The following is a 12,699-nucleotide window of genomic DNA, read 5'->3' on the forward strand; positions in this document are numbered from 1 at the left end:
TGGAGCAACAGCCTGTCGGGGTGTGCCCGATGCGCCCGACGTGCCCGACGCGCATGATGCGGTCGAGCCACCCGCCAGTGGCCTGAAACGAAAAAAGCGGCCGATGGCCGCTTTTGATGAGGAGGAGCGCCGCCGCCGCGATGGGCGGTGGGCAGGCCCGGGCGATTGATTACTCGACCTTGGCCTTGGTGCGCAGCTCTTCCTGGAACTTCATCAGCTTCTGCTGCTGCATCTGCTGAGCGATCTGTGGCTTCACTTCTTCCAGCTTCGGCAGCTGTGCTTCGCGAACGTCGTCCAGGCGGATGACGTGCCAGCCGAACTGGCTCTTCACCGGCGTCTGCGTCATCTGGCCCTTGTTCAGCTTGATGAGGGCTTCGGTGAATTCAGGAACGTAGGTGCTGGCGTTGGCCCAGTCCAGGTCGCCGCCGCGGGCGCCGGATCCAGGGTCCTTCGACTGCTTCTTGGCGATGTCGCCGAACTTAGCCCCCTTCTTGATGGAAGCGATGATGGCCTTGGCCTCATCTTCCTTCTCCACCAGGATATGGCTGGCCTTGTATTCCTTACCGGTGTTGGCGGCGACGTACTTGTCGTACTCGGCCTTGATCTCGGCGTCGGTGACGGGATTGTTCTTCTGGAAGTCTTCGAACAGCTGACGGATCAGGATGGTCTGGCGGGCGATTTCCATGTTCGCCTTGAAGTCGGGAGAGCCTTCCAGGCCGCGCTTTTGCGCTTCCTGCATGAAGATCTCGCGGGCGATGACTTCTTCCTTGATCTGGCCTTCGACTTCGGGCGTCACGGGACGTCCCGAGCGCTCAACCTGCTGCCTCAGCGCGTCGGCACGTTCCTTGGGAACGGCCTTGCCGTTCACGACGGCGATGTTTTGCGCAGAGACCGGCAGAACCACGGTGCCCAGCAGAGCTGCGGCCACGAGGCCTGACAAGAGCTTTTTCTTCATTCGCATATCCACAAAAAGGAAGTTGGTCGCGGCGCGGAAGGCCGCCAGCCCGACAAGGGGCAGATCAGACGATTTCAATGGCGATGGCGTGGGCGCCCTGGTCAATGAAAAGCCGCAGCGCATCATACACAAGGCGGTGCTGCGCCACCCGTGTACGTCCCGTAAAGAAAGGTGACGCGATGCGCACGCGGAAATGGGTGCCGAAGCCGGTGCCGTTGGCCCCGACATGGCCCGCATGGGCGGCGCTTTCGTCCAGCACTTCCAGGTGGGTCGGGGTCAATGCCTCCGCAAGGCGGGCCTGCATGGCCGCTGCGGTGACGGGCGGCATGTCGTGCGGCATGGCGGGCGTGGGGTCGCTCATGGCTGCGCGTCCTTCGGGGCGGCCGCCACGCTGCGGGATGCGTCGGGCCCGCCCGGGGTCTCGCTCTCGCCTTCCTTCAGGAACCGGCTGATGTAGAACGCCTGCGCCACGACGAAGACCACCATCAGGCCCATGCCGCCAAAGAGCTTGAAGTTGACCCAGGTGTCGGTGTCGAAGGTATAGGCCACCCACAGGTTGATCAGCCCCATGGCCGCGAAGAAGCCGGCCCAGCTCCATTGCAGCGTGCGCCATGCCGCGTCGGGCAGCTGCATCTGGGCACCCATCACGGAGCGGATGAGGTTCTTGCGGAAGATCAGCTGGCCGAGGATCAACGCCGCGCCCATCAGCCAGTACAGCACCGTCGGCTTCCACTTGATGAAGGTCTCGCTGTGAGACAGCAGCGTGGCGCCGCCGAACACCACGATCACCCCCAGGCTCACCCATTGCATGGGTTCGACCTTGCCGTGGCGGATGCGCAGGTAGGCGATCTGCACCACCGACGAGGCGATGGTCACGGCCGTGGCCGTGAAGATGCCCCACACCTTGAAGGCCACGAAGAACAGGATGATGGGGAAGAAGTCGATCAGCAGTTTCATGAAAGGCGGAGGCGAAGGTTCGGTGCCGGGGCGTGAAGGCCTGCCGGTGCGCGCTGCGGTGGGGCCCTCAGCGAGCCTCGGGCGGCTCGAAGTCGAGCGACGCCGAGTTCATGCAGTAGCGCAGGCCGGTGGGCGCCGGGCCGTCTTCGAAGACATGGCCCAGGTGCGCCCCGCATTGTGCACAAACGGTTTCGGTGCGAACCATGCCATGGCTGCGGTCCACGATTTCCTCGATGGCACCCGGCACGGCCTGCGAAAAGCTGGGCCAGCCGCAGCCGGCGTCAAACTTGGTGTCCGAGTCGAACAGCTTGGCGCCGCAGCACACGCAGTGGTAGCTGCCGTCGGCCCAGTGCGCTTCGTACTTGCCGGTGAAGGGCCGCTCGGTCGCCGCGTGGCGGGTGACCTGGTAGGCGGCGGGCTCTGCGCCCTTGTCTTTCAGCAGGGCTTGCCATTCGGCATCTGTTTTTTCGACGGAGAAGGTCATGATGAGCAGCTGATCTCGATGGTGGATGCCCAGTCGGGCGGGAAGTCGGCCCAGTGGGCGTCTTGGCCGGCGTGTTCCTCAAATGGGCGCTCCAACAGGGACTGCAAGGTGTGCAGCACCGTGAAGTCGCCCCGTGTGGCGGCGCGGATGGCCTCTTCGCCCAGGTGGTTGCGCAGCACGAACTTGGGGTTGGCCTTCAGCATCAGGTCGGCCGCAAGGGCTTGATCCGTAGGGTCCGAGCGCTCCTTGAAAGATAGCAGCCAGCGCTTCCATCCATCGCGGTCGAGGAACAGATCGCCCGCGGCTTCGTAGTCGCCTGAGGCGCGCGCCTGCGAGAGCCGCCGCCAGAAGATGGTCCAGTCCACGCCGCCCTGGGCCAGCAGCTGCAGCAGCGCGTCGACGAGGGCGCCGTCGCTCTGGTCGGCATCCGTGCCGGGGCCGGGCTGGAGCAGGCCCAGCTTGTCGCGCATGCGGGCGAGGAACCGGGCCGGGAAAACGGTTTTGTACGACTCCAGTGCGGCCTGGGCATGCGCCGTGTCGCCGATGAGGGGCATCAGCGCCTGGCCGAGACAAAAGAGATTCCAGTAAGCCACGTTGGGCTGCCGGTTGAACGCGTAACGGCCCTGGTGGTCGCTGTGGTTGCAGATATGGCCCGGCACGAACGCGTCGAGGAACTGGAAGGGGCCGTAGTCGATGGTCAACCCCAGGATGCTCATGTTGTCGGTGTTCATCACGCCGTGGCAGAAACCCACGGCCTGCCACTGCGCCAGCAGGGCGGCCGTGCGTTCGCTCACTGCCTGCAGCAGGGCCGCATAGGCATTGCCGCCCAGGTGGGCCGTGGCCTCGGCGCTGCGGCATTCGGGGTAGTAGCGGTCGATGACGTAATCCGCCAGCTGCTGCAGTTCGGCCTGCCGGCCGCTCGAAGCGAAATGCTCGAAATGCCCGAACCGGATGAAGCTGGGCGCCAACCGGGTGACGACCGCTGCCGTTTCCGCTTCCTCCCGGTACACGGGGGCGGGGGAGCCGGTCAGGCTGAGCGCCCGGGTCGTGGGCACGCCCAGCGCATGCATGGCCTCGCTGCAGAGGAACTCGCGGATCGACGAGCGCAGCACCGCACGGCCGTCGCCACCGCGGGAATAGGGCGTGCGCCCGGCGCCCTTGAGCTGCACTTCGATGCCGGCATCGGTCTCACCCAGCAGGATGGCGCGCCCGTCACCCAGCTGCCCCGCCCACACCCCGAACTGATGGCCGCTGTACACCGACGCCAGCGGCCGCATGCCCGCAAGGGTGGCATTGCCGCTCAGCACCTGCAGTGCGGCTTCGGACCGCAGCCAGGGCGGCGAGACACCCAGCCACCGGGCGGCGCTCTCGCTCGTGGCGACCAGGTAGGTCGCCGGCAGCGGCGTGGGCTGCAACTCGGTGAAGAAGGCGGAGCCGAGGGCGGCGAACCCGTTGTGCCAGCGCAGGCCGGACGAGGGCGCGGCCTCTGCGATCGTGGGATGGGAAGGCATCGGCGGATTGTCTCGCACGGGCGATCTCCAGACGGTGGCAGGGACTTCGGGCGGCCGGTTTGTCCGCTGCGCGACAGCCGCCGCACCAGCCCTTGCACGGCTCGGGCTATCACCGAGAGAAAGCAGTTAGGCGCACGGTAGGATGCTCCGGTCACAACGATCCACTTCATCCAAGGAGACATGTACATGCTGGGACTGATGCAGAACCAACCATTGCTGGTGTCGACATTGATCGAATTCGCCGAGCGCCACCACGGCGACGCCGAGATCGTGTCGCGCCGTGTGGAAGGCGACATCCACCGCACGACCTACCGCGCCCTGTCGGCGCGTGCCAAGCAGCTCGCCAACGCGTTGGACGGGCTGGGCCTGCAGGCGGGCGACCGCGTCGCCAGCCTGGCGTGGAACGGCTATCGGCATCTGGAGATGTACTTCGGTGTGAGCGGCTCCGAGCGTGTGATGCACACCATCAACCCGCGGCTGCATCCTGACCAGATCGCCTGGATCGTCAACCACGCCGAAGACCAGGTGCTGTGCTTTGACCTGACCTTCCTGCCACTCGTGCAGGCGGTGCATGCCCGCTGCCCCACGGTGCGCCATTGGGTCGCGTTGTGCGACGCCGACCGGCTGCCGCAGGACAGCGGCGTGCCGGGCCTGGTCAGCTACGAAACGCTCATCGGCGCCCAGAAGTCCGACTATGCCTGGCCCCGCTTCGACGAGAACACGGCCTGCGGCATGTGCTACACCAGCGGCACCACGGGCAACCCCAAGGCGGCGCTCTACAGCCACCGTTCCAGCACGCTGCACGCCTATGCGGCCGCGCTGCCCGACGTCATGTGCCTCTCGGCGCGCGACGCGGTGCTGCCCGTGGTGCCCATGTTCCACGTCAATGCCTGGGGCATTCCGTATTCCGCGCCGCTCACCGGTTGCAAGCTGGTGTTTCCCGGGCCGGCGCTCGATGGCAAGTCGGTCTACGAGCTGATCGAAGCCGAGGGCGTGACCTTCGCGGCCGGCGTGCCCACCGTGTGGCAGATGCTGCTGGGCCACATGAAGGCCGGCGGGCTGCGGTTCTCCACGCTCAACCGCACGGTGATCGGCGGCTCCGCCTGCCCGCCGGCCATGATCCAGACCTTCCAGGACGACTACGGCGTGCGCGTGCTGCACGCCTGGGGCATGACGGAGATGAGCCCGCTGGGCACGCTGACCACGCTCAAGAACAAGCACCTCAGGCTGCCCAAGGAAGCGCAGATGGACATCCTGCGCAAGCAGGGCCGCGCCATCTTCGGCGTGGACATGAAGATCGTGGACGGCAGCGGCCGCGAGCTGGCCTGGGACGGCAAGACCTATGGCGACCTGCTGGTCAAGGGGCCGTGGATCGTCGCCAGCTATTTCAAGAGCGAGGGCGGCGACCCGCTGGTGCCGGACGAGCACGGCATCGGCTGGTTTCCCACGGGCGACGTGGCCACCATCGACGAGGACGGCTTCATGCAGATCACCGACCGCAGCAAGGACGTGATCAAGTCCGGCGGCGAGTGGATCAGCTCGATCGACATCGAGAACATCGCCATGGGCCACCCGGCCGTGGCCATGGCCGCCTGCGTGGGCATGCCGCACCCCAAGTGGGACGAGCGGCCCATCGTGGCGGTGGTGCGCAAGCCCGGCGCCGAGGTCACGCGGGAAGAGCTGCTGCAGTTCTACGAGGGCAAGACGGCCAAGTGGCAGATCCCGGACGACGTGGTGTTCGTCGACGCCATCCCGATCGGGGCCACCGGCAAGATGCTGAAGACCCGGCTGCGCGAGCAACTGAACGACTATCGACTGCCAGGTCTTTGACCGCGCGCACGGCCCGTAGTCGCTTGGGCGATAGCGGCTACGGGCATTCCCTGAAACGAACCGTGGTCCTTGCCGATACGCTGCAACGTGTTGGCAACGAGATGACCTTACAAAGGAGACAGACCATGGGTTTCGCTATCAGATCAATAGCAGCATCCGTCCTTTTGGTGAGCGCTGGCGGCGCATTCGCCCAGAAGGGCGAAACCGTCAAGATCGCCTGGCTGGACCCACTGTCCGGCCTGATGGCGGCGGTCGGCACCAACCAGCTGAAGAGCTTCCAGTTCATCGCCGACGAGTTCAGCAAGAAGAACGCCTCGGGCGTGAAGTTCGAGATCATCGGCATCGACAACAAGCTGAGCCCACAGGAAACCACCAGCGCGCTGCGCTCCGCGATGGACCAGGGCGCACGCTACGTGGTGCAGGGCAACGGCTCCGGCCCGGCGCTGGCCATCATGGACGCCCTGGAAAAGCACAACGCCCGCAACCCCGGCAAGGAAGTCGTCTTCCTGAACTATGCCGCGGTGGACCCGGACCTCACCAACAGCAAGTGCAGCTACTGGCACTTCCGCCTCGATGCCGACACGTCGATGAAGATGGAAGCGATGACCACCTTCATCAAGGACGTGCCCGAGGTGAAGAAGGTCTACCTGATCAACCAGAACTACTCGCACGGCCAGCAGGTTGCGAAGTACGCCAAGGAGAACCTGGCGCGCAAGCGGCCCGACGTCCAGATCGTGGGCGACGACCTGCACCCGCTGGCGCAGGTGCGCGACTTCGCGCCCTACATCGCCAAGATCAAGCAGTCGGGCGCCGACACCGTGATCACCGGCAACTGGGGTTCCGATCTGGCGCTGCTCATCAAGGCCGCCAACGATGCGGGCCTGAACAACGTCAACTTCTACACCTACTACGGCGGCGTGACCGGCAGCCCCACGGCCATGGGCGCGGCGTCCGCCAACCGGGTGTACATGGTGTCGTACAACCACCTGAACCTGCCGGGCGACATCGGCCGCATCGTCAAGGACTACAAGGCCAAGTTCAACGACGACATGTACACAGGCGCCGTCTACCACGCCTTCGCCATCCTGGACAACAGCTTCGTCAAGGCCAAGTCCACCGACCCCGTCAAGGTGGCGGCGGTGATGGAAGGCATGAAGTTCAACAGCTTCAATGGCGAGGTCGAGATGCGCAAGAGCGACCACCAGCTGCAGCAGGGCCTCTTCGTGTCGAAGTGGGAGAAGGCCGGCGGCAAGTACCCGAACGATGCGGAGAACACCGGCTACACCTTCGTTCCGGTGAAGTACTACGAGCCCTACGTCGCCAGCACGCCCACCTCGTGCCAGATGAAGCGGCCATCCTGATGCAGGTCAGGCGACCCGCCTGACACGAACACTGCGTTCAGCCATTCGGGGCCCGACTCGCTTCGGGCCTTTTTTTCACCTCAGCCTCCGATCTCTCCGATGAACCTTGAGTTTTTCGTCATCTCGTTGCTGAACGGCGTGAGCTACGGCTTGCTGCTGTTCATGTTGAGTTCGGGGCTGACGCTCATCTTCAGCATGATGGGCGTGCTCAACTTCGCCCACACCAGCTTCTACATGCTGGGGGCCTACCTGGCGTATTCGATCTCGGGCGTGATCGGCTTCTGGCCGGCGCTCGTGATCTCGCCGCTGCTGATCGGTGCCATGGGCGCAGCCTTCGAGCGCTTCGCGCTGCGGCGCGTGCACAAGTTCGGCCATGTGCCCGAGCTGCTGGTCACGTTCGGTCTCTCCTACCTCATCCTGGAGCTGGTGCAGCTCATCTGGGGCCGCTCCACGGTGCCCTATGCCTTGCCCAGCCAGCTGCAGGGGCCGCTGTTCACGCTCTACGGCACCCAGTTCCCCAAGTCGCGCTCCTTCATCATGCTGGTGGCGCTGCTGATGCTCGTGTCGGTGTGGCTGCTCCTCACCCGCACCCGCATCGGGCTGGTCATCCAGGCGGCGCTGAAGCATCCGGACATGGTCGAGGCGCTGGGCCACAACGTGCCGCGCGTGTTCATGCTGGTGTTCGGCGGGGGCTGCGCTCTGGCGGGGCTGGCCGGCGTCATCGGCGGCAACACCTACATCACCGAGCCCGCCATGGCGGCGTCGGTCGGCTCCATCATTTTCGTCGTGGTGGTGGTCGGCGGCATGGGCTCGCTCGCGGGGGCGTTCATCGCCTCGCTGCTCATCGGCCTGGTGCAGACCTTCGCCGTCGCGCTCGACTACTCGCTGGTACATGCCTTCGCCCGCTTCGGCGTCCAGGTCACCGAGCAGACCTTCGGCTGGCCGGTGCTCAAGCTCACCATCTCGCAGATCGCTCCGATTCTTCCGTACCTCTTCCTGGTGCTGATCCTGATCTTCCGCCCCAAGGGCCTGCTGGGTACCCGGGAGGACTGACGAATGAGCTACAACCCATCCCCTTCCACGCCTTCCACGCCTTCGACCCGCCCGGTAGCCGAGCCTGCGGACGTGCGCTACCACCGCTTCAAGCCCCTGAACGTGGGCCGGTTCGTCATCTGGACCGCCTTCGCGCTCGCGCTGATCGCCGCGCCCTGGATCTTCACCAGCAGCCTGGCGCTGACCATGCTGGCACAGGTCGGCTATCTCATCATCATCTGCCTGTCCTACAACATCCTGCTGGGCCAGGGCGGCATGCTGAGCTTCGGCCATGCCGTCTACACGGGGCTGGGATCGTTCATCGCCATCCATGCGATGAACCTGGCGGGTAAGGGCGCGCTGCCGATCCCCCTGGTGCTGATACCGCTGGTGGGCGGCCTGGCGGGCTTGTTCTTCGCCGTGCTGCTGGGCTTCGTCACCACCAAGAAGTCGGGCACCACCTTCGCCATGATCACGCTGGGCATTGGCGAGCTGGTGGCCTCCATGGCGCTGATGTTCCCCGAGTTCTTCGGCGGTGAAGGCGGCATCACCACCGACCGGGTGTACGGCAAGTCTTTCTTCGGCATCAGCTTCGGGCCGGCCATCCAGGTCTACTACCTGATTGCCGTCTACTGCTTCATCTGCACGGCGCTGATGTTCGCGTTCACCGGCACGCCGCTCGGCCGCATGCTGAATGCGGTGCGGGACAACCCCGAGCGGGTCGAGTTCATCGGCTACAACACCCAGCGCGTGCGCTACTACGCCTTCATCATCGCGGGCTTCTTCGCGGGCGTGGGGGGCGGCCTGGCGGCCATCAACTTCGAGATCGTCACGGCGGCCGACAGCGTGAGCGTGGTGCGCTCGGGCGGCTACCTGCTGTTCACCTTCCTGGGCGGCGCGACCTTCTTCTTCGGCCCCATCATCGGCGCCGTGCTGCTGGTGCTGGCCTCGGTGCTGCTGTCCGAGCTGTCGAAGGCCTGGTTGCTCTACCTGGGCCTCGCCTTCCTCTTCATGGTGATGTATGCGCCCGGCGGCATCGCCAGCCTGATCATGATGAACCTGCGCCTTGCGCGCTTCGGCAAGCTCAAGCAGCTGCTGCCGTCCTACATGGCGCTCACTGCCACCGCGCTGCTGGCGCTGCTGGGGGCGGCCGCCATGGTCGAGATGACCTACCACCTGCAGCTCAATGCCGCACTGGGCCCGAACCTGCCGTTCATGGGCTTCACGCTCAACGCGCGTGCCTTCGGCACCTGGGCGGGGGCGGGGCTGCTGTTCCTGGTCGGCATCGGCCTTTTCGAAATGTGCCGCCGCCGCTTCGTACGCCGCTGGAGCGTGATCCAGGAGGAGATCGAACATGCCGTGAAGCGCGGGGAGGGCGCCTGAATGAACCGCGACGACCTGACCATGACCGCCGACACGCGCCGCACCACGGGCCAGCCCGCCGCCGATGCGCGGGCGGCCACCCCGGCGCTCGAATTGCGCGACCTGCGCAAGAGCTTCGGCAAGACCGAGATCATCCGCGGCGCCAACCTGTCCGTTGCGCCGGGCGAGCGGGTGGCCATCATCGGCCCGAACGGCGCGGGCAAGTCCACGCTCTTCAACCTCATCAGCGGGCGCTTCGGTGCCACCAGCGGCGAAGTGCTGCTGAACGGCCAGCGCATCGACGGCAAGGCGCCGTACGAAATCAACCGCATGGGGCTGTCGCGCAGCTTCCAGATCACCAACATCTTCCCCAAGCTCAGCGTTTTCGAGAACCTGCGCTGCGGGGTGCTGTGGAGCCTGGGCTACCGCTACACCTTCCTCAAGTTCCTCTCCCGGCTGGACGACGCGAACGCACGGGCGGAGCAGCTCATGCAGCAGATCCGCCTGGACAAGAAGCGCGACACGCTCGCGATGAACCTCACCTACGCGGAGCAGCGTGCGCTGGAGATCGGCATCACCATCGCCGGCGGCGCCAACGTCATCCTGCTGGACGAGCCGACCGCCGGCATGAGCAAGAGCGAAACCACCCGCTTCATCCACCTCATCAAGGAAGTGACCGTGGGCCGCACGCTGCTGACCGTGGAGCACGACATGGGAGTCGTCTTCGGCCTGGCCGACAAGATCGCCGTGGTGGTCTACGGCGAGGTGATCGCCTACGACACCCCCGAGGCTGTGCGCGCCAACCCCCGGGTCCAGGAGGCGTACCTCGGCTCGGTCATCGCCGCGCAGCAGGAAGGGGGCCACTGAATGCTTCACATCGACAATTTGCACGGGTACTACGGCAAGAGCCACGTGCTGCATGGCGTCTCGTTCAACGTGCAGCCTGGCGAGATCGTCGCGCTGCTGGGGCGCAATGGATCGGGCCGCTCGACCACCGCCAAGGCCATCATGGGCCTGGTGCACTGGGAAGGGGGCCTGTCCTGGAAGGGCGAGAGCCTGCAGGGCCGCAAGGCCTACGAGATCGCACACCGCGGCATCGGCTACGTGCCCGAGAGCCGCGACATCTTTCCGCACCTGACCGTGCACCAGAACCTGCTGCTGGGCCAGAAAGGCAATGGCCGCGGCAGCCGCTGGAGCTTCGACGACATGTACGAGATGTTCCCGCGCCTCAAGGAGCGGCAACACACCGAGGCCGGCGTCATGTCAGGGGGCGAGCAGCAGATGCTCACCCTGTGCCGCACGCTGATGGGCGACCCGGAACTCATCATCATCGACGAGCCCACCGAGGGCCTCGCGCCCAAGATCGTCGAGCTGGTGGCGGAGTACCTGGTCAAGATCAAGTCGCGCGGGGTGTCCGTGCTGCTGATCGAGCAGAAGCTCACCATCGCCATGACCATCTCCGACCGGGCGCTGGTCATGGGCCACGGCAGCATCGTGTTCGAAGGCACGCCCGCCGACCTGCGTGCCAACACCTACGTGCGCAAGGAGTGGCTGGAGGTGTGACCGAGGCAGGCAGCGATGGCTGCGCGGCGCCGTACCCGGCAACGCTGTCGCGCTGCCGTGCTGCTGCTGCTCCTGCTCCTGCCCCTGCTCTGCCTCACTCCAGCTTCGCGCCCGATTCCTTCACGATGGCCTGGTAGCGCGCCACTTCGCTGGCGGCGAACGCCTGGAACTGCTCGGGCGTACCCGGGTTGGTTTCGGCACCGAACTCCTGCAGATGCCGTGCGACCGCTGGCTGCTGGAGGAGCTTGTTGATCTCCCGGTTGAGCCGCAGGATGATCTCTTTGGGCAGGCCTGCGGGCGCCATGACACCGTACCAGGCCGAGGCCTGGATGCCTCCCGTCACGCCGGCTTCCTCGAAGGTGGGTACCTCGGGCAGGGCAGCCATGCGCTTCCTGGACGCGACCGCCAGCGCCCGCAGCGTGCCGCCCTGCACGTGGGGCAGCGAGCCGGTGTCCAGCATCATGTCCAGGTGCCCGGCCATCAGGTCGCTCGCAGCCGGCCCGCTCCCCTTGTAGGGAACGTGCGTCATCTGCACCTGCGTGGCGCGAACCAGCATCGAGCCCGCCAGATGCTGCGACGAGCCGTTGCCCGCCGAGCCGTACGAGAGCTTGCCCGGTTGGGCGCGTGCCGCCGCCAGCAGCTCGGCCAGCGTCTTGTAGGGCGACGCGGCCCGCACGACCAGCACATTGGGCACCGACGCCACAAAGGCCACCGGCGTGAAGTCCTTCGCAGGGTCGAACGGCAGCTTGCTGTAGAGGTGCGGGTTCACCGCATTGGTGGAGCTGGTGGCCATCACCAGCGTGTAGCCGTCCGGCTTCTCGCGCACGAACTGGCCCGTGCCGATGTTGCCGCCCGCGCCGGGGCGGTTGTCCACGACCACGGACTGGCCCAGCGCCTGCCCCAGCGGAACCGCCAGCACCCGCGCGATGGCATCGGTCGCGCCGCCCGGTGCCCACGGCACGACCAGCCGGATCGGGCGCTCGGTCGGATAGTCGGCGGCCTGGGCCGGCAGCGCGGCTGCCAGCGAGGCCAGCAGCGCGCAGGCCAGGGCGGTGCGGCGGGAAACTGGGGTGTGTCGGTGAGAGGGCATCTGGTGTCTCCGGTGCTGGTTGGAATGGGTTGCGGTCGGTGGCGTCATGGCGAGGGTGTGCCGGCCAGGCCCGCCGGGACCAGCACCTTGTCGAGCCAGGATTGCCGCACCTGACCATTGGCGATCTCGGCTTTCACAGCCGATTCGTGTGCTGCCGTGCGCAGTGCCGCCTGCAGGAGTGCGGGCGCGTCGTCCGCAGCAAAACTGACCACCCCGTCTTCGTCGCCCACCAGCAGGTCGCCTGGCAGCACCACCTGGCCTGCGACCGTCACCGGCACGTTGATGGCTCCGGGCCCGAGCTTGTAGGGCCCCCGGTGGCTCACGCCCCGGGCGTAGCAAGGGAAATCCGCTGCCTCGAAAGCGGCGGTGTCACGCACCGCACCGTCAATCACGAAGCCGGCGCAGCCCCGCTGCTGGGCATAGAGCGTGTTATGAACTTTGCTCCCTGATCACGAAGCCAAGGGTAGAGTTTGCAGATGCCCCGCAAGCCCTACCCGACAGATGTCAGCGACGAAGAATGGAGCTTCGCTGCGCCGTACCTGACCCTGATGGAC

General features: G+C 66.0%; 13 protein-coding genes and 1 pseudogene. 7 read left to right on the forward strand and 7 right to left on the reverse strand.

What is annotated here, in order from left to right:
• Positions 1-169: 169 nt before the first annotated feature.
• The 5 genes from ASF94_RS06505 to ASF94_RS06525 all read right to left on the reverse strand — a co-directional run bounded on the left by ASF94_RS06505 (position 170) and on the right by ASF94_RS06525 (position 3,907).
• Positions 170-955: a peptidylprolyl isomerase gene (locus ASF94_RS06505; RefSeq protein ID WP_056663325.1), complete on the reverse strand. Its 786-nt coding sequence runs from the start codon at positions 953-955 to the stop codon at positions 170-172.
• Positions 956-1,019: 64 nt separating this feature from the next.
• A complete protein-coding gene (locus ASF94_RS06510; protein WP_369818641.1) occupies positions 1,020-1,283 on the reverse strand; it encodes a BolA family protein in 264 nt (87 codons plus the stop codon).
• Between the two features lie 29 nt (positions 1,284-1,312).
• Entirely contained in the window at positions 1,313-1,912 is a 600-nt protein-coding gene (locus ASF94_RS06515) for a septation protein A (protein ID WP_056663331.1), read from the reverse strand.
• A gap of 67 nt (positions 1,913-1,979) precedes the next feature.
• Positions 1,980-2,396, reverse strand: coding sequence for a peptide-methionine (R)-S-oxide reductase MsrB (gene msrB / locus ASF94_RS06520; protein ID WP_056663334.1), 417 nt, complete (start codon positions 2,394-2,396; stop codon positions 1,980-1,982).
• On the reverse strand, positions 2,393-3,907 hold the full coding sequence (locus tag ASF94_RS06525) for a YdiU family protein (RefSeq protein WP_056663337.1): 1,515 nt from the start codon (positions 3,905-3,907) through the stop codon (positions 2,393-2,395). Before ASF94_RS06525 ends, msrB begins: the two co-directional genes overlap by 4 nt.
• Before the next feature lie 186 nt (positions 3,908-4,093).
• On the opposite strand from ASF94_RS06525, the gene ASF94_RS06530 reads away from it, so the two are divergent.
• The 6 genes from ASF94_RS06530 to ASF94_RS06555 all read left to right on the forward strand — a co-directional run bounded on the left by ASF94_RS06530 (position 4,094) and on the right by ASF94_RS06555 (position 11,055).
• The gene (locus ASF94_RS06530; RefSeq protein WP_056663375.1) at positions 4,094-5,737 is read left to right on the forward strand and encodes a 3-(methylthio)propionyl-CoA ligase; all 1,644 of its coding nucleotides are present in this window, start codon (positions 4,094-4,096) and stop codon (positions 5,735-5,737) included.
• Between the two features lie 125 nt (positions 5,738-5,862).
• A complete protein-coding gene (locus ASF94_RS06535; protein WP_056663340.1) occupies positions 5,863-7,098 on the forward strand; it encodes a branched-chain amino acid ABC transporter substrate-binding protein in 1,236 nt (411 codons plus the stop codon).
• 99 nt (positions 7,099-7,197) lie between these two features.
• Entirely contained in the window at positions 7,198-8,151 is a 954-nt protein-coding gene (locus ASF94_RS06540; protein ID WP_056663342.1) for a branched-chain amino acid ABC transporter permease, read from the forward strand.
• A gap of 3 nt (positions 8,152-8,154) precedes the next feature.
• The gene (locus ASF94_RS06545) at positions 8,155-9,513 is read left to right on the forward strand and encodes a branched-chain amino acid ABC transporter permease (protein ID WP_056663344.1); all 1,359 of its coding nucleotides are present in this window, start codon (positions 8,155-8,157) and stop codon (positions 9,511-9,513) included.
• Positions 9,514-9,534: 21 nt separating this feature from the next.
• Positions 9,535-10,359, forward strand: a complete 825-nt coding sequence (locus tag ASF94_RS06550) for an ABC transporter ATP-binding protein (RefSeq protein WP_056663377.1) — start codon at positions 9,535-9,537, stop codon at positions 10,357-10,359.
• Positions 10,360-11,055, forward strand: a complete 696-nt coding sequence (locus ASF94_RS06555; protein WP_056663347.1) for an ABC transporter ATP-binding protein — start codon at positions 10,360-10,362, stop codon at positions 11,053-11,055.
• A gap of 94 nt (positions 11,056-11,149) precedes the next feature.
• Here ASF94_RS06555 and ASF94_RS06560 read toward each other — a convergent pair whose 3' ends face one another.
• Both ASF94_RS06560 and ASF94_RS06565 read right to left on the reverse strand, forming a co-directional pair.
• Entirely contained in the window at positions 11,150-12,145 is a 996-nt protein-coding gene (locus ASF94_RS06560; protein WP_056663349.1) for a tripartite tricarboxylate transporter substrate binding protein, read from the reverse strand.
• A gap of 44 nt (positions 12,146-12,189) precedes the next feature.
• A pseudogene (locus ASF94_RS06565) lies at positions 12,190-12,558 on the reverse strand (RraA family protein); the annotation flags it as partial.
• A 63-nt stretch (positions 12,559-12,621) separates the two neighbouring features.
• Here ASF94_RS06565 and ASF94_RS21980 point away from each other — a divergent pair.
• On the forward strand, positions 12,622-12,699 hold a 78-nt coding region (locus ASF94_RS21980; protein ID WP_369818642.1), incomplete at its 3' end, for a transposase.

Source organism: Acidovorax sp. Leaf160, assembly GCF_001424265.1.
In the GTDB taxonomy this organism is placed as follows: Bacteria; Pseudomonadota; Gammaproteobacteria; order Burkholderiales; family Burkholderiaceae_C; genus Paracidovorax.

What these genes read in the sequence shown, in the direction of transcription:
- ASF94_RS06505 (WP_056663325.1), bottom strand. Translation starts at nt 955, where the DNA reads ATGAAGAAAAAGCTCTTGTCAGGCCTCGTGGCCGCAGCTCTGCTGGGC.
- ASF94_RS06510 (WP_369818641.1), bottom strand. Translation starts at nt 1,283, where the DNA reads ATGCCGCCCGTCACCGCAGCGGCCATGCAGGCCCGCCTTGCGGAGGCA.
- ASF94_RS06515 (WP_056663331.1), bottom strand. Translation starts at nt 1,912, where the DNA reads ATGAAACTGCTGATCGACTTCTTCCCCATCATCCTGTTCTTCGTGGCC.
- msrB (WP_056663334.1), bottom strand. Translation starts at nt 2,396, where the DNA reads ATGACCTTCTCCGTCGAAAAAACAGATGCCGAATGGCAAGCCCTGCTG.
- ASF94_RS06525 (WP_056663337.1), bottom strand. Translation starts at nt 3,907, where the DNA reads ATGCCTTCCCATCCCACGATCGCAGAGGCCGCGCCCTCGTCCGGCCTG.
- ASF94_RS06530 (WP_056663375.1), top strand. Translation starts at nt 4,094, where the DNA reads ATGCTGGGACTGATGCAGAACCAACCATTGCTGGTGTCGACATTGATC.
- ASF94_RS06535 (WP_056663340.1), top strand. Translation starts at nt 5,863, where the DNA reads ATGGGTTTCGCTATCAGATCAATAGCAGCATCCGTCCTTTTGGTGAGC.
- ASF94_RS06540 (WP_056663342.1), top strand. Translation starts at nt 7,198, where the DNA reads ATGAACCTTGAGTTTTTCGTCATCTCGTTGCTGAACGGCGTGAGCTAC.
- ASF94_RS06545 (WP_056663344.1), top strand. Translation starts at nt 8,155, where the DNA reads ATGAGCTACAACCCATCCCCTTCCACGCCTTCCACGCCTTCGACCCGC.
- ASF94_RS06550 (WP_056663377.1), top strand. Translation starts at nt 9,535, where the DNA reads ATGACCGCCGACACGCGCCGCACCACGGGCCAGCCCGCCGCCGATGCG.
- ASF94_RS06555 (WP_056663347.1), top strand. Translation starts at nt 10,360, where the DNA reads ATGCTTCACATCGACAATTTGCACGGGTACTACGGCAAGAGCCACGTG.
- ASF94_RS06560 (WP_056663349.1), bottom strand. Translation starts at nt 12,145, where the DNA reads ATGCCCTCTCACCGACACACCCCAGTTTCCCGCCGCACCGCCCTGGCC.